The sequence below is a fragment of the Desulfoprunum sp. genome (genome assembly GCF_053613775.1).
On record NZ_JBSHXH010000009.1, the window covers coordinates 189,419 to 215,725 of the forward strand.

Below are 26,307 nucleotides of genomic sequence, written 5' to 3' on the forward strand. Positions count from 1 at the left end.
TTATTGCCTTGAACAAGGAAGAATTCGGATTATTCAGGAAAAAACTCGGCAAGACCCAGAAACAGCTGGCGGAACTGCTGGGCATGTCACTCAAGACCATTCACAGCTATGAACAGGGGTGGCGAACCGTTCCCGCCCATATTGAACGCCAGCTCTTCTTTCTCCTCATCAACCAGCGCGGGAGAAATACCAATCGTATTCCGTGCTGGGAGAAAAAACAATGCTCCGAGCGAGAACATTGCCCCGCATGGGAATTTCAAAGCGGTCATCTCTGCTGGTTCCTCAATGGTACACTGTGCCAGTGCACCCAGCAATCCAATAGCACGAACAAACTCGAAGTCTGCAAAGCCTGCCCGATCTTTCTCTCGCTCATGGAATAACTCATATCTTCGCACCGGAAGATGTTCGCCAGGTACCAGCCGGACATCTGTAAAGATTTTCTGCTGAAGCATTGCCTTCTATTTAAGCATTAACTATAATATCAGCTATTGAATGTTCACTCAAATGTTGAGCAATAACTTTAATATAATGAAATCAATAAGGAAGGTAGACGAATGCCCATTTATGAATATCAATGTAATGACTGCAATACCATATTTGAGATCCTGGTAACATCTGCCACGGGCAGTGACAAGGTTGTCTGCAGTCACTGCAACAGTGCAAATGTCAGGAAGATCCTCTCCAGCAGTGGTTTCAAACCCCGATCAGTATCTTCGGCACCGACAGGCGGTCAATGCGGATGCAAACCAAGTGGCGGATTTTCCTGAGCAAAATAAATCATGACCCGGTCGGGTTTATTTTGATTCTTTTCCCCGCTGTTGTGAAAAATCGTATATATATTCGTTTTTTTTCAACAAACCATGTTCACGCCGTGCAACCTCCTCAAGATAGCCAGGGTCGTTACGCAACTTCTCTGTCTCTTTTTCAAGTTCCTCGTTGCTTTGTTCAAGCTTGACCGTCCTTTCCCGAAGATTGTGCAATTTTGAACGCTGCTGCAGATACGCGAGAGCTCCGGACCGCGGGGAAAAGATAATCCAGGCGAGAGCGACTACGAGCAGGACGACCGTAATCCTGACAAACAACTTTTCCTGCAATGGGGATAAGTGCAGTCTCAGATTTCTCTTCATTGAATCAACCTCATATCCATACCGAACCTGATCCCTGGGCAAAAAGCTGCCCTCGGCAGTGTCTGCCGTGCCGATTCGCTGTCTTCGCGGATCCTTGGTCTAAGAGACCAGATATCACTGAAAACGTCGAGAAGATTTGATCACGGGAGGCGTTCCCCGGCATGCGACAGATCTCGTCAAGGTCGACGATATGCCGGAGGTCCAGAGGTATCGCCGTTGGTACCTTCTCTCTCACATCCCGGTGACCACGTGATCGAGATTTCCCCACGGCAGGGGTATCCTGAACCTGTCCTCCTACCTGACCCGCATCAGCATCAGGGCAACGATCCCGGCTTCATAGAGGAGATAAAGAGGGCCCCCCATCATCAGCATGTTGACAATGTCGGGTGTCGGGGTAAGCATTGCCGCAACGATGGCGATGACAAGCACGGCTACCCTCCGGTGCCGTTCAAAAAACTGCCTTGTGCACACTCCGACGCGAGCAAAGAATATCATCAGGAGAGGGAGTTCAAATATCCCACCGAAGGCCAGGATAAATATGGTGGTGAAATTGATGAATCTGCTGATCGATATGACCGGCTGCAATTCCGCCGAGCCAAATCCCAGCAGGAACTTGATCCCTAACGGCAGGGTGACGAAATAGCAGAACAGGGTCCCGGCATAAAACAACAGGCAGGTAAAGACCACGAACAAGACGGTATCTCGTCTACGTACGCTGAATGGCTTGCCTATCGCCATCCAGAAAAGGCTTGCAGCCCATGGCAACAAAACATAGATCGCGGCAAACAGAGACAGTTTGACATGGGAAAGAAATGGCTCGACGACCGAAAAAAAATACAACTTCTCGGCTAGGTGGGACTGGACTATATCAAGCAGACGAGGCGACAGGATGAAAATAGCCAGCGTCAGCCCGAAGGTCGTCAGAATGAGTGTCCTGATCGTCCGACGGAGTTCGAGCAGAATGATGACGAGAGGGCTTGTATGGGCCATGAATGTGCGGCTCTTCAGAAAGAAAAAATGGGCGCTGAGCCTTATAGGATAGCAAATACAGATCGGAAATGCAATTTGATAGAGGTTGCGTTCAGCACCCGGCCATGATAAACAGGGAGGGAAAAACAACCCTCTACTCCGAACCATTTACCCATACCCAAATATACAGCCATGCTCGAATTGCGATTCATACGGGAAAATCTCGATCTGGTCAAGGAGAAGACGGCGCGTCGCGGACAGGCGCCCGATATGCTGGAGCAATTCGCCGACCTCGATCAGCGTCGACTGACATTCCTGGCCGAGGTCGAAGGGCTGAAAAACCGCCGCAACACGGTCTCCAAAGAAATCTCGGTGCTGAAAAGGGAGCAGGGAGACGGCGCGGCGCAGGCCGACGCCCTCATCGTGGAAATGCGCGACGCCAACCAGCGAATCAAGGATCTCGACCAGGAACTGGCCCTGATCGAAGAGCAGTTGCAGAACATCGTGATGGCGATCCCCAACCTCTGTGACGACAGTGTGCCGATCGGCCGCAACGAGAGCGACAATGTCGAGATCAGGACCTGGGGAACGAAACCCGCCTTCTGCTTCACTCCGAAACCGCACTGGGAACTTGGCGAACAACTGGGGATTCTCGATTTCGACCGGGCGGCCAAACTGGCCGGGGCCCGCTTCGCCCTGCTGACCGGTTTCGCCTCACGTCTCGAGCGGGCGCTGATCAACTTCATGCTCGACCTCCACACCCAACGGCATGGATATACCGAGGTCCTTCCGCCCTTCATGGCCAACACCGCCTCGCTGACGGCGACCGGGCAGCTGCCGAAATTCGCCGAGGACCTGTTCAAGATCGACAACTGGGATCTCTATCTGATCCCGACGGCGGAGGTGCCGGTCACCAACATCCACCGGGATGAAACGCTCGAGGAACGGGACCTGCCGCTCTGCTACACCGCCTACACCCCATGCTTCCGCTCCGAGGCCGGCTCCTACGGCCGTGATACCCGCGGCCTGATCCGCCAGCATCAGTTCGACAAGGTCGAGCTGGTGAAGTTCACCACCCCCGACACATCGATGCCGGAACTGGAAAAGCTTCTCAACGATGCCGAGGAAGTCCTGCAACTGCTCGGGCTCCATTACCGGGTGGTCAGCCTGTGTTCCGGCGATCTTGGATTTTCTTCAGCCAAGACCTACGACATCGAGGTCTGGTTGCCGGGCCAGCAGACGTACCGGGAGATCTCGTCATGCTCGAACTTTCTCGACTTCCAGGCGCGGCGGGGATCAATCCGCTATCGCCCGGACGGGCAGAAGAAGAGCGGGCTGGTACATACACTGAACGGATCAGGCCTGGCTATCGGCAGGACGCTGCTGGCAATTCTTGAGAGTTATCAGCAGGAGAACGGCAGCATTACCCTGCCCGAAGTCCTGAAGCCGTATTTCGAAAATCGATTTTGATGGAGACAGCAGCGATTCAAGCCTTCGGCAGGCGGATCCGGATATCAATCTCTTCGATCTGGTCGGCGCATTTCAGCGATCCGACAAAGCCGTGGACAGTGCTGGCCAGGACTTCCTGGACGAAATTCTTCAACGGTATCCTTCTGCCATTGATGAAGAGAATTGTCCTTTCCTGACCGTTGCGATGTCCCAGGAGAAACCGCTTCTCAAGGAACTGCGCCAGTTCCAGGCTCTGATCCAAACGGAAGACGTTTTCTCCCTCCACATCTTCCAGGTCCGTGGCGACCGCGACAACACCATTCACCTTTTTGCGCAGCATCCGCTCGCGGTCCCGCAGCACCTCTATCTTGGCAACCTTTCGTGCATCCTTGAATCCTTCGCCGATAACGATATCAACATCGGGAAAATACCGGTATGCCAGCGCCAGCAGAGGAAGGTTATCGTTTGCGGCCTGCAGCACCATCTTGTCCGGTCCGACGAACATCACCGAGTCGGCCCCGGCCATCGTATGCTTGGCTGTGTCCGTCCCCGGGGTATCGAAAACGACGCCTGATTCCTTGCTGGATTTGATGACCGCGACACGATATCCCATCGTTTTCAAATGACTGACAACCTGACTTGCCAGCGTGGTTTTGCCGCTGTCATGCCAGCCGATAAAGGTGACGATTGGCGTCATATCTCCCCTTTTCAACGAACTGAAGCTGTTTCATGCGATTGATCATTTTTTTCTGCCACCGAGAGGAACACACTTTTTTCACCTCCAGGCAAAAAAAAAGGAAGCCGCCCCCTGGCAGACGGGTGGAGACGGCTTCCTGTTGAACCGAGACTATTGTACTTGAATTGTAAATGAAATGAATCAGGGAAGACCCTATTTTGCCGTAGGTCAAAAAATTACGTTTCTGTAGGTGTTTCTCTTACGTTATCGAGAGAGTTCTTACTGAAATTCTCCTTTTCCGTCCACAGCACCGCTCGCCTTGTCAATTCCACGGCACTCTTCAGGCACAGCTTCTGTTTGATCCGGTCTCGGTACGTCCCGATGGTCTTGATGCTGAGTTTCATCTGGTCGGCAATGGCCCGGGTCGACAGACCATGGCCGATGAGCCGGAACACCTCGAGTTCCCTGTCGGTGAGCACCTCTTCCGACTGACCGCTCTGGAAATCGGGATTGACCTGGAATTTGTCAAGCAGATGCGACATCATGTTGGCACTGACGTGTATTTTCCCTTTGAGAATATTACGGATCGCGACAATGATCGACTCCGAGGCCTCCTTTTTCATGACATAGCCTCGGGCCCCGGCGCGAATGGCCCGTTCGGCCCAGACCGACTCATCGTGCATGGAGAGAACGAGGACCAGTACGCAATGGTGCCCGCTGGCGATCTCCTTGACCAGATCGAGGCCATTTTCCTGCGCCAGCGAGATATCGATGATTGCCAGATCCGGTTTCTTTTCGATCAGTTCCCTTCTTGCCGACCGGATATCCTCGGCCACCCCGCAGACGGTAAAGTCCTCCTCCTGGTTCAACAATTCCTCCATCCCCATTCGAAAAACCGGATGATCGTCGACAATCAATATCTTAGCCATTCGTAGCCCTCATACACACGGTCCATCGGCGGTAGCCGATACCCTTCAAGTTCACTCGGCCGCCATACGAATATCATCCGCAGTCGACTTCGCCAGAAATTCTTTTATCCCTGGGTCTCACCGGACAGGGCCACAATGGTCCCGCCATGTTCGCCAGGGGTGATCGACAGCGAGGCACCGATAGCCTTTGCCCGGTACTTCATCGTATGCAGGCCCATCCCCTGGTGCTGGACGGCCTCGGCTATCCCGTCTCCATCGTCGGTGATGGTTACGTCCAGGTGACTGGCACCCTTGGAAATCGTAATCATGATATTCTTGGCCTTGCCATGCCGGGCGGCGTTGAATACCGCCTCGCGAATGATGTAATAGATATGGGTCGCCTCGTTGTTGTCGATTGCCTCTTTCACGCTGTTGAACGACAGCGTGCACTCGACATAGAACAGACCTTCGACCTCGACAATCAACTCCTCGATCGCCGCCTCAAGCCCCTGCTCGATGATATGAACCGGATACAGACCACGGGCCAGGCGCCGGGTTTTCTCGATCGCCTCCTGGATCAGGTTGCGGATGCGCTGGAGTTGCCTGGCCTTGTCCGGCGCGTCGGCCTCGAGCTTCTTCTGCAGAACCTTGGCCAGCATCTCGACGCCGCTGAGATGGGAGCCCAGATCGTCATGCAGATCCCGCCCGACCTTGCTTCTCTCCTCGAGACTGACGGCCATGATCTGCCGTTCCAGCCGAGCCATCTCGATCTCCGAGGAAGTCTTCAGGACGTGCAGCCACATGCCCTCCAGCAGCATCGCCATCTGCCTGAGGTCCGAATTGTCGTAATCCGAACTGTTGTTGCAGACCCCGGCGACTATGACAATCTTGCCACTGTTGTATATCGGCACATCGAGATGGCGCCGGACCTGCAGCTGATAGGGGTAGATCACTCCATTGTCGCCCTCCACGAAGGCATTGTTGATAATCGCCTTCTTCTGCATCACCGCATCGCCGGGCAGGCCGCCATCTTCAACCCGCCTCGATTCATTGAGCCGGCAAGATCCCGCTGCCTCCGGCCGCTGCGGGTTTTTCGAGAAGAAACTGCACAGGGACAGCTGGGTCTGGCCGGTATTGACCAGCGCCATGTAGCCTGCCTCGCTCCGGGTGATCTGGACGATCCGCTGCATGATGAAATCATATTTCTCCTGCAGGGAATATTTTTCCATCATCCCCAGGCGCAGCAGGGTATCGAGCCGGAGTTCGTCACGATGGAGGAGGAATTCCTTCTGGATGCGATCATCGATCATCCGATTCGCCAGGTTGCCGAGATCTTCAAATTCGGCGAAGGCCAGATCGGTTTTTTCGATCTTCACCTTCGAATCCGCCGCCTCCCGAAAAAAATTGGTAAAAAGGCTGATACCCTGCTTGATCTTCAGCGAATAAAAATAGGCGATCAGCAACAAGAGCGAAACCGCCACAATGAACAGCAGGACAAAGAGAAAGGCATTCTTGAAGGCGATGCGGATATAGGTCCTGGTTTCATCGATGATGGCCTTCTCCATCTCATCCATGTTCATACTGGCCACAAAGACCCAGCCCCATTCCTTGAACGCCTTTACATAGCTCATTTTTTGGTACACCTTCCCCTCAGCCGGCCGCAGTACGGCATAACTGACGTAATCCTCGTGGTCGCTGCTGATGCCGGCCTTCCACATCTGCTCACCGAAAGGCTCTCCCTTGTCCCCTGTCAGGTCCTTGATCGAGCGGCCGATCAATCGTTCGTCACGGTTGCAGATGATGGTTCCGTCGTTGCGAAAACCGAAGACCTCCCCATCCCGTCCGAAATGCATCTTCTGCACCTGGGCCAGGACGTCCTCCTGGATCAGCTTCTCCATGTCATCGATATAGATCCCGGCACCGATGAACCAGTCGAACGGCTTGAAATATTTAACGAAAGACACCTTTTGGTAGCTTGAACCAATGTATTCCGGCTTCGCCCAGTTATAGCGATACAACCCGGCGCCTTTTTCTTCGATAATCTTGATAATATCGCCGATGACATCGATCCCTGTCTCTTTCTCGAACCGAGCCCTGCTCTTGCCTTCGAAGTAGGGGTCGTCGGCGAAGAGATCGATGACCTGATCCTCGACCCTGCCGGCGAAATAGTACCCGCGCTCGTTGTTCCACCGGATGGGACGGAGGATTTCCAGCACCATCACCCGGAGATCATCGATACTCTTCTCATCCTTGTACTGGCTGTAGATATGGGATGCCGTCGTATACGCGGTCTGGACCTTCTGGCGAATCTCGTTCTCGATCAGGATATCGGTCTGGGAGCGCTTGTACTGGATGAAGTCCATCACCCCGCCGATTTCTTCCTGCAACCGGTCCCGGTACTGTTTCTGGTAGTTGTTGCGGATATAGCTGATGCTCTCCTGGTAGGCCTGATACTCGTTGAAGGCCCAGAACGTGCCGGTGAACAGGCCAAGCGAGAAAATAACGACCAGGGAGGCGTAAAACGGCGCCGAAGACAGGGAAATACGTCGCGACCTGGCAGTCATCGAATCACCCGGCTGGATGCCTCCCAACGGGGCTGGTCCATCAACATCGCCGCTCTCACTCCTTTACCACCTTCTTCAGATCAGGATTTATCTCGGTCAGATAGATAGTATCCATGCCCTGGTGGTCCTTCGGTCCGAACTGCAGGGTCACCCCTCCCAGATCGAAGGTGCCCACCTGTTCCATCGTCGAGATGAATTTTTCCCGAGTCAACTCGCCCGGCACCATGGTCGCGATCTGCGCGAACAGCTTGCCGGCCATATATCCCTCGAGCGAGATAAAACTGATCGGGGCGTCGTGCTGGTACTTTTCCATCGCGTCGGTATATTCGTGGATCAGGGGAACTTCGGTGTCGAGCGGATAAGGGACGACCTGGGAGACGATGACATCGCTGCCGTAACGGCCGAGGGCGTCCTTCAGGCTCTCGGTACCGACAAAGGAGATGTTGCAGTACAGCAGCCGTTTGGACGTCCTGGTCTTGCTGAGTTTGATGAATTCGGCACATGCCGAGTAGGTCCCGGCCAGGACCACCGCCTCCGGGTCGGCCTGGAGGACATCGGTCAGACCGCGCAGAACGGCAACGGTATTCCGTTCATAGCTCCCCTTCGATACCAGACGCAGGCCGCGTCGTGCCAGGGCCAGTTCGATTCCTTTCAGACCATCAAGACCATAGCTGTCATCCTGGTAAAAGCAGGCGATTTTTGTAATTTTTTTCTTTTCGATGAGATAGGAGGCGAGCCTCTCCATCTCCTGATAATAGCTGGCGCGAACATTGATGACATACTGGCGGAACGGCTGCCGCAGGACCTCGGCTCCGGTGAACGGCGCGAAAAACGGGATCTTGTACTCCTCGATCAACGGGAGAACGGCATTCGAGGTCGGGGTCCCGACCTCGCCGATCAACATGAATATCGACTCATCCTGGATAAAGGTCCTGGTGTTGCGGACCGCGCGATCAGGCTCGTACCCGTCATCGCGGCTGACAAGCAGAATATCCCTGCCGCCTATGCCCCCATCATCATTGACCTTGGAAAAAGCGGCCAGCAGGCCCGCCCGCAATTCAAGGCCGAGATTCTTGGACGGGCCGGTCAGGGCGCACGACTGTCCCAGGACAATGGGGACCTGTTCCGTATGCACGGCCTGCGCCCGCACCCCGGCAGGGAGGGCAGACGCAAACGCGAGGATGGCAACCATCATCGCTCGTGTCCTGACCACCGTCCTGATGACACCAGCTAGAAACATTTCGACTCCCCCGACTGTCCCCGCATCGCCCCGAATCCCTCCACCCCGGAAATTTTACCGCTTGATGCGCAAGAGCCGCCGCACCATTTTCAAGAGTACAATATCCATCGGAGAGGCACAACTACCAAGAAAAAGCCGCCGAAAGACGGGCGCATCGTCCTAAACAGTTGAAATCGACACCGAGTCTCTATAGGATGTACTCTCTTTTCGATGAGAGCACCTTCTTGATTCAGCCCGTGATCATTCAAGCCATTGACTGCAATACCATGAAAAACAACGTCACCCTGACCCACCTGACGACGGTAGTCACCCCCCAGGGAAGCCACCGGCAGGAAGAGCAACTGGCCATTGAAACACCGTATACCGTGGCGTTGAACGACGAAACCATCGGCGCCTCGATGGTCCTGCCTGTCGGCCTGGCCGAATTCGGGGTCGGCTTTCTCTTCGGCCAGGGGTATATCCGGACGCCGGAGGAGGTGAAGGAGGTGATCGTCTGCCCGGAAGGCAGAATATCCGTGTATGCCGATGTTGTATCGACCCGCCCGAAAGAGGTCATCATCACCTCCGGCTGCGGTGGCACCGGCAAGATACCGCGGGAAATGCTGGAGGGGGCCTTCGAGCCGCTGCAGGAATACACCCTCCCCTTCGAGGAGTTGCGCGACTTCATCACCCAGGCCCCCCGGATCTCGACCCTCGGCCAGGAGACCCATTGCGTCCATGGCTGCGGGCTCTGGGCCGATGGTGAAATCCTGGTCTACTATGAAGACGTCGGCCGTCACAACGCCGTCGACAAGGTCCTGGGAGCGATTCTCCTCGGCAAGGCGCCGATCCGGGGGGCCATCTATACGACCGGCCGGTTGACCTCGGATATGGTGCTGAAGTGCGCCCGGATGGGGATCCCGATCGTGCTGTCGCGCACAGCCCCCTCCTCGCTCGGCCTGGCCATCGCCCGACAGGCCGGACTGACCCTGGGGGCCTATGCCCGACCCGACCGCCTCAACGTCTTCAACGCCCCGGAACGGATCGTCGTCTGACGGCTGCGGACACGGCCGTCCCCTGTCTCGACCGGCGGCCTACCGTTGCGTCTTCCGGTCCTCGACAGCCAGTTCGATCAACCGCTCGAGGAACTGCGGGAAATCGAGCCCATGCTTCGCCGCTGCCTGCGGCATCAGGCTGGTGGCGGTCATTCCCGGGATGGTGTTGGTCTCGAGGAGAAAGTACCGTCCGGCTTCGTCGAGGATCATGTCGGTCCGGGAATATCCCCGCAGACGCAGGGCCGCATGGGCGGCCAGGGCATACTGCTGCGCCTCTGCCGTCAGCTCGGGACTGAGCGGGGCGGGACAGATCTCCCGTGAGGCGCCCGGCTGGTATTTGGCCGTATAGTCGAAGAAGGCGAACCCTTCGCCGGGGATGATCTCGATCAGCGGCAGGGCCGTCGGGTCGTCGTTGCCGAGGACGGCGGCGGTGATCTCACGACCCTTGATAAACTGCTCGACCATGACCTGCCGGTCATGTTTTTTCGCCGTCTCGATCCCGGCTTGCAGCTCTTCGACCGACCCGGCGATGGTCAACCCCAGGCTCGAGCCCTCGCGGACCGGCTTGACGATCACGGGCAGGCCGAGCCGGTCGACAATCCCCTGGAGGCTGCCGCCCTCCCCCGGCCGGATGATCACACAGTCGGCGACCGGCAGGCCGTGGAGCCGATACAGTTCCTTGGACAGGTACTTGTCCATGGCGATGGCGCTACCGAGCACTCCTGAACCCTGATAAGGGATGCCGAGCAGATCGAGCATCCCCTGCACCGTCCCGTCTTCGCCGTTGAGGCCATGGAGCAAAATGAAGGCGAAATCGATCTCGCCGGCATCGCCCACCAGTTTCGCCAGATCACAGGCGGGATCGTATCTTCTGACCTGGAACCGCCCTGGATCGAGGGCCCTTTCCACTTCCGCCGCCCCATTCAATGATACCGCCCGCTCCCCCGAAGTCCCTCCGGCGAGGAGGGCGATTCGCATCTTTTGTCCTTGCATTGCCGACAATCCTTATGTTAATCGGTATCAATTCTCAACCACGATCCGTATCACCGGACCGACCACGTCCCGGTGCTCCCCGCCGGCTGCACGTCACGACCGGACCCTCTGTATATTACCCCGATGAACCCGATTATCATTAAAAAAATTGCAGCTATTGTCGGCCCCGGCTTCTGTACGACGCGACGGGAAGATCTGCACTGCTATTCCTTCGACGGTGCAGGAAAAATCTTTCTGCCCGAGGCCGTAGCCTTTCCGGCGGCAACCACCGAGGTCGCCGCCATCATGCGCCTGGCCTCCGAATACGGGTTTCCGGTGGTGCCGCGGGGCGCCGGCACCGGCATGACCGGCGGGTCGGTCCCGGCCCGCGGCGGCCTCGTCCTCGCCCTCAGCCGGATGAACCGGATCGTCGAGATCGATGCCGCCAATCAGATCGCCATCGTCGAACCCGGGGTCATAACCGGCGACCTGCAGAAGGCGGTCCGGCAATTCGGACTCTTCTACCCCCCGGATCCCGCCAGCCTGAAATTCTGCACGATCGGGGGCAATGCCGCCGAATGCGCCGGAGGCCCCTCGGCCGTCAAATACGGGGTCACCAAGGACTTCGTCATCGGCCTGGAGGCGGTGCTCGCCTCAGGGGACATTGTGACCGCCGGAACCCGCACCGAAAAAGGGGTGACAGGGTACGACCTGACCCGGCTGTTCATCGGGTCCGAGGGGACCCTGGGGATCATCACCAGGCTCATCCTCCGCCTCCTCCCCCTGCCGGAGCACAAGGAGACATTCCTCGTCACCTCGACGTCACTGGCCCGCACCACCGCCCTGGTGGCCAAAATCCTCAACAGCAACATCCGCCCCTGCACCCTTGAGTACATGGACCGAACCGCCATCCGGGTCGTCACCGACAGGTTGTCGGCGCCTCCGCCGCCGGGCACCGAGGCCCTGCTGCTCATCGAACTGGACGGCGACCGCCAGACCGTCGACCACCAGACGGTCCGTCTCAAGACCCTGCTCGCGGCCGAACCGGACTGCCGCTGCCACCATGCCGCCAGCCAGGCCGAGGTCGATGAGTTGTGGCAGGCACGGCGTTCGATTTCGCCCGCCACCTTCAATCTCAGTCCGCACAAAATCAGCGAAGACGTGGCCGTGCCGCGGACCCGTATCCCCGACCTGGTCGCCTTCACCGAGCAGCTCTCGGCAGAGCTTGGTCTGACGATCCTGACCTTCGGCCACGCCGGTGACGGCAACATCCATGTCAATATCATGCTCGACAAGGACGACCCGGAACAGCTGCGACGCGGGGAATCCGCCAAAGACCGATTGTTTCGCCAGGCGATCGCCCTGGGCGGCACCCTCTCCGGCGAGCACGGCATCGGTCTCAGCAAGGCCCCCTTCCTGTCACTCGAACTCAATGAGGCCACCATCAAGCTGATGCAAGACCTGAAACATCTCCTCGATCCGCAGAACATCCTCAATCCCGGCAAGATATTTCCCCAAAAAAACGCATAATCGACGCTTTCCGTGCTATCCGCTCGAAATACAGGGCAGGTTCGCCTGGACGATTGGTGACCTTCGGCCAAGAAATGCATTGACAGAAAATGCTCTGGTTTTTATATAACAGGTTTCATGTCATGAAATTATGTCTGGTCTGACTCGCTCTTGCGGTTCTTACCGTCAGTTCCAGGAAACCAATTCGTTCAACGGAGCCCCCAGATGATTGAAGTGGAAGTTCGCGGCGATCTCGAGTACGCCATACGACAGCTGAAGAAAAAACTGCAGATTGACGGCATCAAACGAGAACTGAAACGCCGGGAGTATTACGAAAAGCCAAGCGTCAAAAAACGTCGCAAAGAGGCGGAAGCCCGCCGAAAGCTCCGCAAGTTCAATCGCATCAGAAAATCGCTCTGATTCTCGCCGGATTATGAGGTCCGGCCCCGCGCCGGACCTCATAATCCGTATCAAACCTTCGGCAGCGCATTTCACGAGATTATCGAACCTTCACGCCTCCCCGAACATCTTTCCTCCGTCGCCGAATCATTTCTCCACTATCTCATCTCCGAGCGGCGTCTTGCCGAAAACACCGTCAAGGCTTACGCCGCTGACGTCGATTTCTTCCTGAACTTTATCTGGCGCGCATCGATAGCCGATCTCGAACTGGTCGACATCCCGGTCATCCATCAATTTCTCGAACAGGCACGGGTGCACGGTATCGGCCATCGCAGCAACGCCCGGCGCATCTCCGCCCTCAGACATTTCTTCTCCTTCCTGGTCCGGGTCGACCAGGTCCACCGCAACCCTTTTGCAATCATCGATCTGCCGAAAAGCGGGCAGATCCTGCCCAAGGCCCTTTCCCTGGCCGAGGTCAACAAACTGCTGGCGCCACCGGCGGTCACCTCGCCGCTTGCCTGCCGCGATCGAGCCATGCTCTTTCTCCTCTACTCCACCGGCCTTCGCGTCTCGGAACTGGTCAGCCTGCCGCTTGCCGCCTGTAATCTCGCCTCCGGCTTTGTCCGGGTCTTCGGCAAGGGCGGCAAGGAACGACTCATCCCCTTCGGCATCCAGGCGAGGGAACAGATCGAGACCTACCTTCGACAGGGTCGGGCCCTGATCCTGGGCGGTCGACGCAGCAATTTTCTCTTTGTCACCGCCAGAGGTACGGCCATGACCCGATTACGGTTCTGGCAGATCCTCAGGAAAACGGCGATCGCCGCCGGGATCACCAAGGATATCTCGCCGCACATGATCCGCCACTCCTTCGCCACCCATCTCCTGGCCCACGGCGCCGACCTGCGCTCGGTGCAGATGATGCTTGGCCACTCCGACATCACCACGACCCAGATCTATACCCATATCGACCAGGATCGGCTGAAATCGATTCATCGCAAATACCATCCCCGGGGCTGATTTCCGATGGCTATTCCCGTCTGCATTGGTATACAATAGCAGGATATTCCGCTACAACCGACCGTCAACAACCAGCCTGACTCCTTCTGCGATGCGCATCATCACCTCTCACCTGAACGCTGATTTCGACAGCCTGGCCTCGATGATTGCCGCCCAGAAGCTCTATCCCGACGCCCTGCTGACCTTTCCCGGATCGCAGGAAAAAAACGTCAGGGAATTCATCTCGCAGACCCTGCTTTACCGCTATGAATTTCAGAAGACCAAAAATATCGACCTGGCCAGGGTCGATACCCTGATTGTCGTCGACACCCGGTCGTCCGAGCGGATCGGCCACCTCGCCGCCTGCCTCGCCAACCCCGGCATCAAGGTGCACCTGTACGACCATCACCCGGCGGCCTCCGGCGACCTGCGGGGTGAGATCGAGATCATACGCGATGTCGGATCGACCACGACCATCCTCATCGAAGAGTTGAAAAAGCGGGACATTGACATCTCGGTGGAAGAGGCGACCATTCTCGGCCTCGGTATCTACGAGGATACCGGTTCCCTGACCCATCTCACCACCACTCCCGACGATCTCATCGCCGCCGCCTGGCTGCTGGAAAAAGGAGCCAAGCTCGATATCATCGCCCAGTTCATCACCTACGACCTGACCTCCAGCCAGGTCGAGCTGCTCCACAGCCTGATGAAGACGGCGATCCAGTACACCATCCAGGGGATCCCGATCGTCGTCGTCACCCTGTCGCTACCAGCCTATGTCGATGATTTTGCCATGATCGCAAGGCGATTCATGCACATGGAGAACCTCGACACCCTGTTCGCCCTGATCTCGATGGCCGACCGCATCTACCTGATCGCCCGCAGCCGCATCGCCGAGGTCAATGTCGGCATCATCGCCCGCGATCTCGGCGGCGGCGGCCATGCCACGGCCGCCTCGGCCACCCTGCGCGACATGACCCTGACCGAGGCCCAGGAAAAACTCATCCACACCCTCCACCGCCACGTCCTGCCCCAGCCGATCGCCCGGGAGATGATGTCGAAGCCGGCCATCACCATCCCCGCCGACACGACGATCGCCAAGGCCAACGAGATCCTGACCCGCTACAGCATCACCGCCATGCCGGTCCTGTCGCCGCTCGCCGTTGCCGAACCAGGCCAAACCCCACCCCCCCGGGCCATACTCGGCATCATCTCGCGCATGGTGGTGGAAAAGGCCATCCACCATGATCTCGGCGGCCTGCCGGTCAGCGCCTACATGACCTCGGATATCGCCACCCTGACGGCCGACGCGACCCTCGCCGATATCCAGGAGCTGATCATCGAGCATCGCCAGCGGCTGATCCCGATCGTCGACAACGGTGTCCTCCAGGGCATCATTACCCGTACCGATCTGCTCAACCGCCTGGTCAACGACCCCGCTCACCTGCCCAAGGACCTGCTCCACGAATCGGAGCACCCGTCTCTCGAGCGCAAACGCAACCTGAACTCGATCATTGTCGAATGCCTCAACAAACCGATGATCGAACTGCTGCAGAAGATCGGTGCGGTCGCCGACGAACTGCAGTTCAACGCCTTCGCCGTCGGCGGCTTCGTCCGGGATCTGCTGCTGAAGAAGAGCAACCTCGATCTCGATATCGTCATCGAAGGGGATGGTATCCGGTTCGCCAAAAAGCTTGCCGGAATTCTGCAGGGACGGATCAAGACCCATGAACGCTTCGGGACCGCCATGGTCATGCTGCCGAACGGAACCAAGATCGATGTCGCTACCGCCCGGCTCGAGTATTACGAATACCCGGCAGCGCTGCCGACCGTCGAACTGTCGTCGATCAAACTCGATCTCTACCGCCGCGATTTCACCATCAACGCGATGGCCATCCAGCTCAACCCCGAACATTTCGGCACCCTGATCGATTTTTTCAACTGCCAGAACGACCTCAACCACCGATCGATCAAGGTCCTGCATAATCTCAGCTTCGTCGAGGATCCCAGCCGGATATTCAGGGCCATCCGCTTCGAGGCGCGCATGGCCTTCGAAATTGCCCCCCATACCCGGCGGTTGATGCATAATGCGGTGAGCATGCAGCTCTTCGGCAAGACCGACGATCCGCGATTCTTCTCCGAGCTCAAACAGATTCTCTCCGAGGAGGACCCCGTCCCGGCCATCCAGCGGCTGGCCGAATTCAATCTCTTCCCCTTCCTCTGGCCGGAACTCAAACCCCACCTCAAGATCGACCGCCGCTTCCTCCATATCCTGCACCAAACACAGAGGGCCATCTCCTGGTTTCGCCTGCTCTACCTCGACGAACCCTACCACAACTGGATGGTCTACCTCCTCGCCATCATGAGCAGATCACCGGAAGAGGTGTTGACCGCGTTCTGCAGCCGGTTCCAGGTTCCCCAGAAAATTGCCGACCGTCTCCTCTGGCAGAAAACCCATGCCGAAAAGACGGCCAACCTGCTGTCGAGACGAGCCATCATCGCCAACAGCGAGATTTACTGGCTCCTGAAGGAACTGAGCATCGAGGGACTGCTCTACCTGATGGCCTTGGCCCGCAAGAACCAGGTGAAGAAGGCCGTATCGAACTACGTCACCAAACTGCGCTACACCCGTGCCGATCTGACCGGGGACGATCTGATGGCCCTCGGCTACCGACCGGGTCCGGAATTCAAGATGATCCTCAACGACCTCCTCGACGCCCGGCTGGACGACCGGGTCCACAACCGCGAGGAGGAAATCGCCCTCCTGCGCCGGACCTTTCCTCCGGAGTCCCTTGCCGCCGCCGGCCCGCGTGCTTAGAATGACTGCCTGGCAGAAGGTCTTTCTGCATCGATAGTTTCATTCATTTTTTCCGGATATCTCATGAACAATTTCTTTACCGAGCTGATCATCATCGCCCCACCCCTGCTGTTGGCCCTCACCCTCCACGAGTTCGCCCATGGCTACGTGGCATACCGCCTCGGCGACCCGACGGCCAGGCTGGCCGGCAGGCTGACGTTGAATCCGCTCAAACACCTTGACCCCATAGGCACCATCGCCTTTTTTCTGATCAAAATCGGCTGGGCCAGGCCCATTCCGGTCAATGCCGCCTATTTCCGGAACCCGCGCCAGGACATGCTGTGGGTGGCCCTGGCCGGTCCGGCGACCAATCTGATCGTGGCCGTCATCAGCGCCATCGCCACCAGGGCACTCTGGCTGCTGATGGAGGTGGTGCCCTCGGCTCAGATCGTCGCGGCCATCCTGGTCCCATTCCAGGCCATGCTGATCGCCAGCGTCTGGATCAACCTGGTGCTCTGCATCTTCAACTTCCTGCCGATTCCGCCGCTCGACGGCAGCCGGATCCTCAGCGGCCTGCTGCCGCCCAACCTGGCGGCGGCATATTCCCGTTTCGAACACCTCGGCTTCATCCTTATCCTGGTCCTGGCCTTCACCGGAATACTGTCAAGGATCATCGTGCCGATCATCGACTTCGCCCATAGCCTCCTCCTCTCCTGACCGCAGGATCAACCGTGGGAGTTGTGGCTGTCGTAGAGGTAGCGCTTGATCTTGTGCGTCGCCGTCTTGACGAACTGTTCCCGCCGTTCGAAAATTTTCGTGATCCGTGACGCCAGCGGCAGCTGCTCGTTCAATTCACGCCGCATCTGTTCGAGCAGTCCGTCAATATGCTCGCGCCGCTCGATCCTCGACCGCCCTGCCGTCTGTTCGTCGATCACCTCGTAATCCGGGTGGACCCACGCCTCCAGCCTGCCGTTGTTTTCCAGCACCAGCCCTTCGACAACCCACCCGTAACTGTTGATCTTGTGCTCGATTGCCTCTGGATAGACATTTTCTCCGTTGGGCAGGACAATCACGTTCTTCGAACGGCCGCAGATGTGGAGGTTGCCGGCATCGTCGATGAAGCCGAGATCGCCGGTCGCCAGCCAGCCATCGGGGGACAGAACCTCGGCGGTGGCCTCCTTGTCGTTGTGGTACCCGATCATGATATTCGGACCGCAGGCGCAGATTTCACCGATACCGGTATCTGCTGCCGGGTTGGCGATCCTGATCTTGACCCCCGGAATCGGTTTCCCGGTTGAACCGATCGTGATGGTGGCATCTCCAGCCGGTCCTCCTGCCAGCAACGGCGAGGTCTCGGTCAGACCATAACCGACCAGATATGGAAATTTTGCCTCCGCCAGGAACGTCTCGACCTCGGGATTGATGGCGGCGCCGCCGATCCCCATCAGTTTGAGGTTGCCGCCGAAGAAATCGAGGAGTTTGCGCCCGATTTTACGATAGACAAACCGACGCGCGAAGGTGGTCTTGCACAGCAAGGTCAGCAGCCGGCTCTTCTCGATCTGGGGCAGGACCCGTTTCTTGTAGATCTTCTCGAGGACGAGAGGGACGGCGAAAATGACCAGTGGTTTCTCATGGTGACAGAATTTCTGCAGGATGGCCGGGGTCGGGCTCTTGCCGGCATAGGCGATTCGGCTGCCGGTGATCAGCGGCACGATGAAACCGCAGGTGAATTCATAGGTATGCGACATCGGCAGGATGGAGAGAAAAACCGACCCCGGCGGGATGGGCAGCAGGCCTGATGCGGCATACGCGTTGGAGGTGAGATTCTTGTGACTGAGCATTACCGCCTTTGAGTGGCCGGAGGTGCCCGAGGTATAGAGTATCGCGGCCAGGTCGTCCTGGTCGACATCGGGAAAGACCGGAGGCCCGCCCGCTTCGGCCAGGATTGTCCGCGCCCCGGCAAGGTAGTCGGTATATGTCACCACCGGCACCAGTTCCGGATCAGGAACATGATCGTCGAGGGTGATCACCCGGCCATGCACCCCACCCTTCATTTCGACGATCTTGTCGACCTGCCGCTGCGTCATGAATAGAATCTTCACCTGCATCTCGCCAAGGATATGGCGAACGTCACTCTCCGGCAGGTCCGGCAGCACCGGGACCACCACACCACCAAGCCGGACCGCGGCGAAGTAGGCAATTCCCCAGTGATGCGAATTCTCTGCGAGAATGGCGATCCGATCACCTTTTCCAACCCCCTCCCGCTGCATCCGGAAGGCAAGGGCGAGAACACGATCATGGACTTCGTTGTAGCTGATCGGCTCTTCGAGGGCCATACCGATGGCCGAGGTATCGCCATACTTGCCGCAGCTCGAATCCAGGACATAGTTCAGCGTCATCCGCACTTCCGTTGCAACCGTCATCGGTTCACCTCAATATATTGTATGCATGGTATTCCATATCTCATCCAAATGGACATCGCAGCTGTCATCCCACAACCGTATCCGGATTCCACACAAACCGCATATTCCGGTCAAACGCCCGCTACCGTCCTGTCTGAGAATGTACTTTGCCCTGAAGTCTTTAAAATACTTGACTTTGCCATATCGTCCAGCTACAAATTATCAGGCGTGCATCATTATTTCCCAGGTATAAACCCCCAACGCTTAAGAGATTATGAACAGATTGACCATTCTCGGCACAACCCTGCTTACATTTTTCCTCTTCACCGTCATATCCCTGTTCAGTCTCGCCAGTCATGCAGATGCCGCAACCAAGAAAAAATACAGCAAAAAACGTACAACCAGCACATCGAAGGTGGTTGTGCTGGGTAAATTCAACGATATCAGCAAGGTGAAACGGGTACTGCGATCGACCGAATATCCTGCCCCCGCAAAGGTCCAGGCAGTGTCCGGCCCTCGGAAAAAATCGAACACGTCCCTTGTCGACAACAGCAGGATCGGCAAACTCATATCGGCACGAAGCGCCATCATCCTCGATGGGAGGAGCGGCAGGACCCTCTACGCCAAAAATGCCGACAACCCGCGTCAACCCGCCAGCACCATCAAAATCCTGACCGGCATGATCGCGCTGAAGTCCCTGAGCGGCAGCGAGCAGGTCGCCGTCAGCCGCTGGGCCGCCGACCAGCCGCGCTCGAAAGTCGATCTCAATCCGAAAAAGCATTACCAGGCCAACGATCTGATCAATGCCGTGCTCTTGGCCTCCGCCAATGATGCCAGCGTCGCCCTGGCCGAAAAAATCGCCGGCAGCGAACCCTCCTTCGCCAGAATGATGACTGAAAAAGCCCGGGAGTGGGGGGCAAAGAACACGGTCTGCAAGACCGCCAGCGGCCTCACCGCCAAGGGGCAGGCCTCCACCGCCCGTGACCTCGCCGTGATGTTCCGGCATTTCATGCAGGACCCGGCCTTCGCCTCCCGGATGAAACAGGTCAAAGTGAAAACCAGCTACGGCAGCCTGCTCCGCAATCACAATAAAGCATTATGGCAGGTTGAAGGCACGCAGGGCGGCAAAACCGGTTTCACCAACGCCGCCCGCCAGACCTATGTCGGCAAGTTCAAACGTGGTGACCAGGAGATCGTCATCGCCGTCATGGGCTGTGAAACGATGTGGGCCGATGTCAAGAAACTGGTCCAGCATGGATTTTCCCTGCAGGATCGTCTTACCGCCGCCGCCCCCTCATCGACAATTGCCGTGCATGAGATTGTTGCCCAGTCGACTCCCTGATTCGCTTTATCGGTTTCATCCATCCTCAAAGCAGTTGCTCATTCCCAATCTGCCGGTGATCCGGAGAACACGGGGCACAGATTTTATTGCCTCATTGGGGCCCGATCCCTCCCAGACCGGCCTTCCTCTTACACCCGGTCCTGATCTCCCGATCGGCGTTCATTCCAGAATGTCCGGCATATCGAAGTGGTAGATAAAACGACTAAGCCGTTGTATACATATACCCGTATCAGCGGAGCGTCGTTACCGGCATCAGGGGCCGTGACACAATGGGTGAATATGTAATTTTTTTTCGTAACAGGCCCTAAATGTAACTGCGAAGGCGGAGATCAAGGGGATGGGGGTGGAGATAGTACTGTTGCCGCAGATAGGGCTGGTTGTATTTGCGGACGAAATGATTGAGCAGGGTGATCGGGACGATCAACGGGACATCACCGTTGCGGTAGGCATCGATGATCTCCAGCATCTCCTGCTTCTCATCTGCCGACAGATCATATTTGAAATAGCCAAGTGCATGCAGCAGGACATTGCAATGTTTTTTGGGCGTGGTCAGCACCCGCAATGTCTCGGCCAGGAGGAGGCCATATCCTTGATACGCCTCTTCGAGTTCCGCCGGCAGGTTGGCCACGAATCGGCCCATCCGGCGATAATGTTCCTGGCTGTGAGCAAGAAGGAGCATTTTATGACGGGCATGAAAATCGACAAGTACCCCCCTCCCGGACGAAACGGCGATAAGGTCGCGGAAGTGCCGGTGAACGAAGACGCTCTCGATGAAGTTCTCTCGCAACCGGTCATCGTTGAGCCGACCATCCTCCTCCACCGGCAGGAGGGGGAAATGGCGCACGAAGGCTCCGGCGAACATGCCGACACCGGCTCCATGGGGCACTCCATCCTGCGAGTAGACCTTGACCCGGAAAAGACCGCTGCTCGGTGACCCTTTCTTGAAGATAAAGCCGCACAGGCCCTCTCCCTCCAACTGTCGAACCTTGGTCTCCGCCCAGATCGACATTTGTTCGGTATGATCGATGCCGGTCCGGCGGGTAATGAGCCTGGGGTTATCCGTGTCGCCGATGAGACGCATCGCCTCTCTCGGAACAGGCATGCCGCACTCCACCTCCGGGCACACCGGCACAATCTCCATGTGTTGTCCCAGGATATCCCGGATGAAGTGATTGAGTTGGTGTCCGCCGTCATACCGGACCTTATGGCCGAGAAGACAGGCGCTGACACCGATCCTCAGTTTTCCTCTCTCTCCCTGTTTCGGCTCCATGGTTCGGTATCCGGGCAGGCCAGCAGAGTCCGGCACCCCGGACATATTCAGGCAGGTATGGTATTTGAAGGGGAAACCGGCCTGATCAGCCTGTGGACAGAATCCACCAGGTCAAGGCGGTTGAACGGTTTCGCCAGGGTTGTTACACGATCGATATATCCGGCCACACTGAGATACCTCTCCTTGTCGATGACGCCACCGCCGGAGATGGCGATCACTGGTATATCCGGATCGGTCTGACGCAGTTCCAGAATGGTTTTCAATCCGTCCTTCACCGGCATGACCAGATCGGTAATGACCAGATCGAACGATTGTTTTCTAAATATCTCGATCCCTTCCTGGCCATTTCTGGCTTCGACGACTTCATAACCCTCGATTTCCAGAATCTGCCGGAGGATATCAAGGGATGTTTCTTCATCATCGATAATCAATATTCGTTGCATGACTTACCATTCGAGTAAAGAACCGCACCTCTGAACCTGCCACCAAAGATTATACGGCATCTCGCAAAAATCATGAAACAAAAACACCCATAGAGGATTCTTTTCCATTCCTCCGTTATTCATCTTCATTCCGGGGGATGAAAACAATCGCGAGCGCGGTGTCAATTCCCCGCCACGATTGGGCAAAAGCGCTGCCCACACTCTTCGCAGTGCGGAACGATGATGTCCCGGCCACCCCCAGTGACCCATCACCCCCAAATCTGCAAGCCATCAATCCAGTGATCGGACCAGCCTGCCAAACCCGCCGGGAATGGTCGCGGATGACCAGAAACAGCGCCCCTGTTTGTAATCGACAAACCAGTGCCCGCTCGGCCGTCTCCGGGCTGCGACGAAGATGAACGGTTGCTCCCGCGAAAAACAGGGGTGGAGATGCAGCCCCTTGCCATTCAGTTGCGGTTCCATCAGCGACATCGCCTCTTCGAGGGTAGGCAGACGCCAATTATTGAAACCGGCAAGCCCCGGTTCATTGGTCTCGTCCACTCTCTTCTGCATCATCCGGTGGGAGGAGATGTCGAACCCTCCCCTCTGCCACATCAATGAGGTCCGAAGATCGATCGCCACCCGGCTGTCATCAACTCCGACGAGCAGATTGTCGAACCGACCCCGAACATTGCGATCGGCATCATAAAATTTCCAATGCCTGACGATGCCGGCAGCCTCTTCATCCCTGATATCCCTTGCGACAGCGGGCAGCAGGGTTATATTCCGGGGCCCGTCGACTGCTGAGCGGGACGGCAGGGCCGGGCCCATGTCTTCAATATCGATTTTTTCCTCGACCGGGACAACGAGCGAACCATCCCCGCCTTCAAGGACATTGTCGATCAGCCACTGTCTGACCTGGTCATTGATGGCATAACTCTGCTCAAAGCGCGACGATAGCCCCTGGCTTTCCACGCATCGCCTCACCAACTCAGGCGGGGCCTTGATTTCGGCGATAACTCTGGCATGCTTGACGGCCCGCTCCATCAGGCACAACTTGGGCTCTTCTCCCCAGTTGTCGATGAAGAAATAATAAACGAATTCGTTGTTATTGCGTACCCTCTCCCGTCCACCCCAGGACTCGTAGGTACCGAAACTGAGGTCCGGGTTCATCTCCCAGTCGATGGAGCTGATCGTTCGCTGACCGAACTGGATTCGGTGAAACGTTGCCATGTTCTTTCTCCACTGTAAGTTTTCCTCTGGCGTGCCGTCCTTCTGAAATACTTTATTCCAAGGCATGTTGTAGTGTATGCTGCAGAAGCACTTCCATCGCGCACGTCTCCGGCCCTTCTGTTTTTTAACGATAGGAATAATTATTATTTATGTCCAGCATTCCTCCTCCTTTTCGCAAAAAAAGAGGCAGCCCGGTGCCACTTGGTGTTTCGCCTTCTCCAGAAGGAGGATACAATTTCGCCGTGTTCAGCCGACATGCCGCCGGGGTCATCCTCATCATCGATTTTACAGCGACCGAAGGCACAGAGGTTCGCCATGAAATCCCGCTGCATCCCGATGAAAACCGGACCGGGGACATCTGGCATGTCCGGCTCGAAACCGGACTGGATCACTTCACCTACGGGTATCGCATGGATGGTCCCTTCTCACCGGCGCATAACGGACTCATCTACGACCCCGACACAATCCTCATTGATCCGTACTGTCCTCGCCTCCTGCCGAGGAAATGGGGGGAGAAATGCAGGTACGGCAAGGCCCCGTCCTGTACACCGGTCAAGCAGGATTTCGACTGGGAAGAAGATCGCCCCCTGAATACCCCCCTGCCGGACACGGTGATCTACGAACTCCACCCTCGGGGTTTCACCCGACACCCCAGCGCCGGCGCCCGCCACCCCGGAACCTATCTCGGGATCGTCGACAAGATTCCCTATCTGAAGGCCCTTGGAATCACCGCCGTCGAACTGATGCCGGTCACGGAATTCGACGAGAACGATATCGTCTTCCGCGATCCGGACAGCTCCGAACCGCTGAAAAACTTCTGGGGCTACAACCCTGTCTCCTTCTTCGCACTCAAATCAGGGTACGCCGCCGATTGCCGCAATCATGTCAACGAGTTCAAAGCGATGGTCAAAAGCCTCCACCAGGCCGGAATCGAGGTCATCCTCGATATCGTTTTCAACCATACCGGCGAGGGAGGATACGATGGCCCGACGAGCAGCTTCCGCGGCATCGACAACCGTATCTACTACCTTCTCGACCAGGAAACCCGAGCCTATCTGAACTTCTCCGGCTGCGGCAACACCCTCAACTGCAATCATCCGGTGGTTCGGAGCCTGATCCGTGACGCCCTGCGCTTCTGGGTCATCGAAATGCATGTGGACGGGTTCCGTTTCGATCTCGCTTCGATCCTCGGCCGGGACAGCACCGGCCAGGTCCTCGCCAACCCACCGGTCATCGAGATGATCGCCGAAGATCCAGTGCTGAGAGACACCAAGATCATCGCCGAGGCCTGGGACGCCGCCGGTCTGTACCAGGTCGGCTCCTTTTCCACCGACAGACGCTGGGCCGAGTGGAATGGCCGCTTCCGCGATGACGTCCGGGCCTTCATGTCCGGTTTTGACGACACGGTCACTCGACTTGCCACCCGCATCGCCGGCAGTTCCGATCTCTATCAGACCAGCTGTCGCAGCCCCCTGAGTTCGATCAACTTCATCACCAGCCATGACGGCTTCACCTTGTACGATCTGGTGAGCTATGAGGAAAAGCGGAATCGGGCCAACGGCGAGAATAATCGTGATGGGGAAAATCACAACCTCAGCTGGAACAGCGGCTGCGAGGGTGATCCGGCTCCGAGTGCCGTCAGAAAACTCCGTTTCCGGCGGATGCGGAGCATGGCAACCATCCTCCTCCTCGCCCAGGGGATCCCGATGATCACCGCCGGTGACGAGTTCGGCCGCAGCCAGCAGGGGAACAACAACGCCTGGTGTCAGGACAACCAGGTGAGTTGGATCGACTGGACCCTGGCCCGCAAGAACAAGGACCTGCTCCGGTTTTTCCGGCTCTGCATCGATCTGCGCAAGAAGCACCCGGTCTTCAGACGGGAGGAGTTTTTCCGCCACCACGAATCAGGCCCTGAAACCGGCCATGCCCCGGAAATTACCTGGCAGTATCTCGAACCCGGGCAACCGGACTGGGCGCCGGACTGCCATGGGCTCGCCTTCCTTCTCCATGGCCGACGGCCGGACATGATCCGGGATGATGATTTCTTCATCATGATCAACGGCAGTCGCGGGGAAACCCTGCGTTTCACCCTCCCCGACGTCCCGGGAGATACCGTCAAGCGTGTCTGGTTCCAGATCATCGATACCGCCGCTGCCGCACCGGATGACTTTGTCGACAACGGTGCCCACCCTCCGCTCGATGGCGGCGACTGTCTCGCCGTACTCCCCCAGTCTATCGTGGTATTGCGATCCAATGCCTTGAAATAACTTTTTTTCATGACCGTATTGCCACCCTCCCTCCGATGATGTCCGCAAGAAAACCTTTGGAGGAAACAGATGAGCATGGTAATATGGTGGAGTGGATTTTTTCTCGTCAATGATTATTTTTTTCAATAAAAATAACATATTGCTCAAACGAACATGTTCATCCGAACCAGTCAGGCCGCAATCGACAGTTTCCTCTTCCTCGGTGACTCTCTCGTCGCCGACAATAACTGGCAAAGTCGGATACCCTATTGCAAAGTGCTTAACTATGGCGTACCCGGGGCCACCGTCGACGATCTCCTTGCCGCCCTGCCAGACCTGAGCATTCGGGTGGATTCACCGGCCGCCATTTTGATCATGATCGGCACCAACGATGCCCTCGATGGGCAGTTCGATTTCGTCGACGGCCTGCGTCGCATAGTCATTCAGCTCAGCAGGGAATTTCCGACCGCGGAGATCATCGTCACCAGCCTCCTGCCGATGCGTCTCTCTTTTCCAGGGATGGCGGAGATTGCCAGAATCAACGAAGGCATCAAAACGATGACCATGCAGACGGGCAGCTGCTATCTCGACGTCTGCACCAAGTTCACCCAGTCGGATGCAGACCTGTTTCAGGCAGACGGAGTCCATCTGACCCCCAAGGCGTATGAAATCTGGACCAGGACCCTGCTCGAACATGTCGCCTTCCTCATCGAAAATGATGATGAGTAAGGCAAAATTATTCTTCCTTTCTT

23 protein-coding genes are annotated in these 26,307 nt (G+C 57.0%); 12 read left to right on the top strand and 11 right to left on the bottom strand.

Features of this window, described 5'->3' with window-relative positions:
• The first annotated feature begins 8 nt into the window (after positions 1-8).
• Together ACWGKN_RS18845 and ACWGKN_RS18850 are read left to right on the top strand one after the other, a co-directional pair.
• Positions 9-380: a helix-turn-helix domain-containing protein gene (locus tag ACWGKN_RS18845; RefSeq protein ID WP_035227155.1), complete on the top strand. Its 372-nt coding sequence runs from the start codon at positions 9-11 to the stop codon at positions 378-380.
• A gap of 174 nt (positions 381-554) precedes the next feature.
• Positions 555-767, top strand: a complete 213-nt coding sequence (locus ACWGKN_RS18850; protein ID WP_424254027.1) for an FmdB family zinc ribbon protein — start codon at positions 555-557, stop codon at positions 765-767.
• A 27-nt stretch (positions 768-794) separates the two neighbouring features.
• On the opposite strand, the gene ACWGKN_RS18855 is transcribed toward ACWGKN_RS18850, so the two are convergent.
• Positions 795-1,127: an FtsB family cell division protein gene (locus ACWGKN_RS18855; RefSeq protein ID WP_424254025.1), complete on the bottom strand. Its 333-nt coding sequence runs from the start codon at positions 1,125-1,127 to the stop codon at positions 795-797.
• Between the two features lie 294 nt (positions 1,128-1,421).
• Positions 1,422-2,246 (bottom strand): twin-arginine translocase subunit TatC, encoded by an 825-nt coding sequence (gene tatC / locus ACWGKN_RS18860; protein ID WP_452095790.1) that lies wholly within the window; start codon positions 2,244-2,246, stop codon positions 1,422-1,424.
• Positions 2,247-2,288: 42 nt separating this feature from the next.
• On the opposite strand from tatC, the gene serS reads away from it, so the two are divergent.
• Complete coding sequence (gene serS, locus ACWGKN_RS18865) at positions 2,289-3,566, top strand: serine--tRNA ligase (protein WP_452095791.1); 1,278 nt, start codon at positions 2,289-2,291, stop codon at positions 3,564-3,566.
• 16 nt (positions 3,567-3,582) lie between these two features.
• Here serS and mobB read toward each other — a convergent pair whose 3' ends face one another.
• The 4 genes from mobB to ACWGKN_RS18885 all read right to left on the bottom strand — a co-directional run bounded on the left by mobB (position 3,583) and on the right by ACWGKN_RS18885 (position 8,933).
• A complete protein-coding gene (gene mobB, locus ACWGKN_RS18870) occupies positions 3,583-4,242 on the bottom strand; it encodes a molybdopterin-guanine dinucleotide biosynthesis protein B (protein ID WP_035227149.1) in 660 nt (219 codons plus the stop codon).
• A 215-nt stretch (positions 4,243-4,457) separates the two neighbouring features.
• Positions 4,458-5,150, bottom strand: coding sequence for a response regulator transcription factor (locus tag ACWGKN_RS18875; RefSeq protein ID WP_052159708.1), 693 nt, complete (start codon positions 5,148-5,150; stop codon positions 4,458-4,460).
• A gap of 104 nt (positions 5,151-5,254) precedes the next feature.
• Positions 5,255-7,693, bottom strand: coding sequence for a cache domain-containing protein (locus tag ACWGKN_RS18880; protein ID WP_424254020.1), 2,439 nt, complete (start codon positions 7,691-7,693; stop codon positions 5,255-5,257).
• Between the two features lie 55 nt (positions 7,694-7,748).
• A complete protein-coding gene (locus ACWGKN_RS18885; RefSeq protein WP_424254018.1) occupies positions 7,749-8,933 on the bottom strand; it encodes an ABC transporter substrate-binding protein in 1,185 nt (394 codons plus the stop codon).
• 266 nt (positions 8,934-9,199) lie between these two features.
• Here ACWGKN_RS18885 and fdhD point away from each other — a divergent pair, with 266 nt between their 5' ends.
• Entirely contained in the window at positions 9,200-9,967 is a 768-nt protein-coding gene (fdhD, locus tag ACWGKN_RS18890) for a formate dehydrogenase accessory sulfurtransferase FdhD (RefSeq protein ID WP_035227204.1), read from the top strand.
• A 39-nt stretch (positions 9,968-10,006) separates the two neighbouring features.
• Here fdhD and ACWGKN_RS18895 read toward each other — a convergent pair whose 3' ends face one another.
• On the bottom strand, positions 10,007-10,945 hold the full coding sequence (locus ACWGKN_RS18895) for a D-alanine--D-alanine ligase family protein (protein WP_424254016.1): 939 nt from the start codon (positions 10,943-10,945) through the stop codon (positions 10,007-10,009).
• Positions 10,946-11,083: 138 nt separating this feature from the next.
• Here ACWGKN_RS18895 and ACWGKN_RS18900 point away from each other — a divergent pair, with 138 nt between their 5' ends.
• From ACWGKN_RS18900 to ACWGKN_RS18920, 5 genes are all read left to right on the top strand, one after another.
• Complete coding sequence (locus tag ACWGKN_RS18900) at positions 11,084-12,469, top strand: FAD-binding oxidoreductase (RefSeq protein ID WP_424254014.1); 1,386 nt, start codon at positions 11,084-11,086, stop codon at positions 12,467-12,469.
• Between the two features lie 207 nt (positions 12,470-12,676).
• Positions 12,677-12,868 carry a 30S ribosomal protein S21 gene (gene rpsU / locus ACWGKN_RS18905; protein ID WP_353740480.1) on the top strand — a complete coding sequence of 64 codons (192 nt, stop codon included), beginning with the start codon at positions 12,677-12,679 and terminating at the stop codon, positions 12,866-12,868.
• A gap of 144 nt (positions 12,869-13,012) precedes the next feature.
• On the top strand, positions 13,013-13,864 hold the full coding sequence (gene xerD, locus ACWGKN_RS18910) for a site-specific tyrosine recombinase XerD (protein WP_452095813.1): 852 nt from the start codon (positions 13,013-13,015) through the stop codon (positions 13,862-13,864).
• A gap of 91 nt (positions 13,865-13,955) precedes the next feature.
• Positions 13,956-16,661 (top strand): CBS domain-containing protein, encoded by a 2,706-nt coding sequence (locus ACWGKN_RS18915; protein WP_035227134.1) that lies wholly within the window; start codon positions 13,956-13,958, stop codon positions 16,659-16,661.
• Positions 16,662-16,724: 63 nt separating this feature from the next.
• Positions 16,725-17,357: a site-2 protease family protein gene (locus ACWGKN_RS18920; protein ID WP_035227133.1), complete on the top strand. Its 633-nt coding sequence runs from the start codon at positions 16,725-16,727 to the stop codon at positions 17,355-17,357.
• An 8-nt stretch (positions 17,358-17,365) separates the two neighbouring features.
• On the opposite strand, the gene ACWGKN_RS18925 is transcribed toward ACWGKN_RS18920, so the two are convergent.
• On the bottom strand, positions 17,366-19,063 hold the full coding sequence (locus tag ACWGKN_RS18925) for an AMP-binding protein (RefSeq protein ID WP_052159705.1): 1,698 nt from the start codon (positions 19,061-19,063) through the stop codon (positions 17,366-17,368).
• 253 nt (positions 19,064-19,316) lie between these two features.
• Here ACWGKN_RS18925 and ACWGKN_RS18930 point away from each other — a divergent pair, with 253 nt between their 5' ends.
• A complete protein-coding gene (locus ACWGKN_RS18930; RefSeq protein ID WP_052159704.1) occupies positions 19,317-20,384 on the top strand; it encodes a D-alanyl-D-alanine carboxypeptidase family protein in 1,068 nt (355 codons plus the stop codon).
• Between the two features lie 304 nt (positions 20,385-20,688).
• On the opposite strand, the gene ACWGKN_RS18935 is transcribed toward ACWGKN_RS18930, so the two are convergent.
• The 3 genes from ACWGKN_RS18935 to ACWGKN_RS18945 form a co-directional block, all read right to left on the bottom strand.
• Positions 20,689-21,654: a YbgA family protein gene (locus ACWGKN_RS18935; protein ID WP_035227129.1), complete on the bottom strand. Its 966-nt coding sequence runs from the start codon at positions 21,652-21,654 to the stop codon at positions 20,689-20,691.
• Between the two features lie 47 nt (positions 21,655-21,701).
• On the bottom strand, positions 21,702-22,097 hold the full coding sequence (locus tag ACWGKN_RS18940) for a response regulator (RefSeq protein ID WP_035227125.1): 396 nt from the start codon (positions 22,095-22,097) through the stop codon (positions 21,702-21,704).
• 270 nt (positions 22,098-22,367) lie between these two features.
• Positions 22,368-23,309 carry an Lcl C-terminal domain-containing protein gene (locus ACWGKN_RS18945; protein ID WP_035227123.1) on the bottom strand — a complete coding sequence of 314 codons (942 nt, stop codon included), beginning with the start codon at positions 23,307-23,309 and terminating at the stop codon, positions 22,368-22,370.
• 149 nt (positions 23,310-23,458) lie between these two features.
• On the opposite strand from ACWGKN_RS18945, the gene glgX reads away from it, so the two are divergent.
• Entirely contained in the window at positions 23,459-25,576 is a 2,118-nt protein-coding gene (glgX, locus tag ACWGKN_RS18950; RefSeq protein WP_035227119.1) for a glycogen debranching protein GlgX, read from the top strand.
• 153 nt (positions 25,577-25,729) lie between these two features.
• Entirely contained in the window at positions 25,730-26,284 is a 555-nt protein-coding gene (locus ACWGKN_RS18955; RefSeq protein ID WP_035227116.1) for a GDSL-type esterase/lipase family protein, read from the top strand.
• Positions 26,285-26,307: the final 23 nt, after the last annotated feature.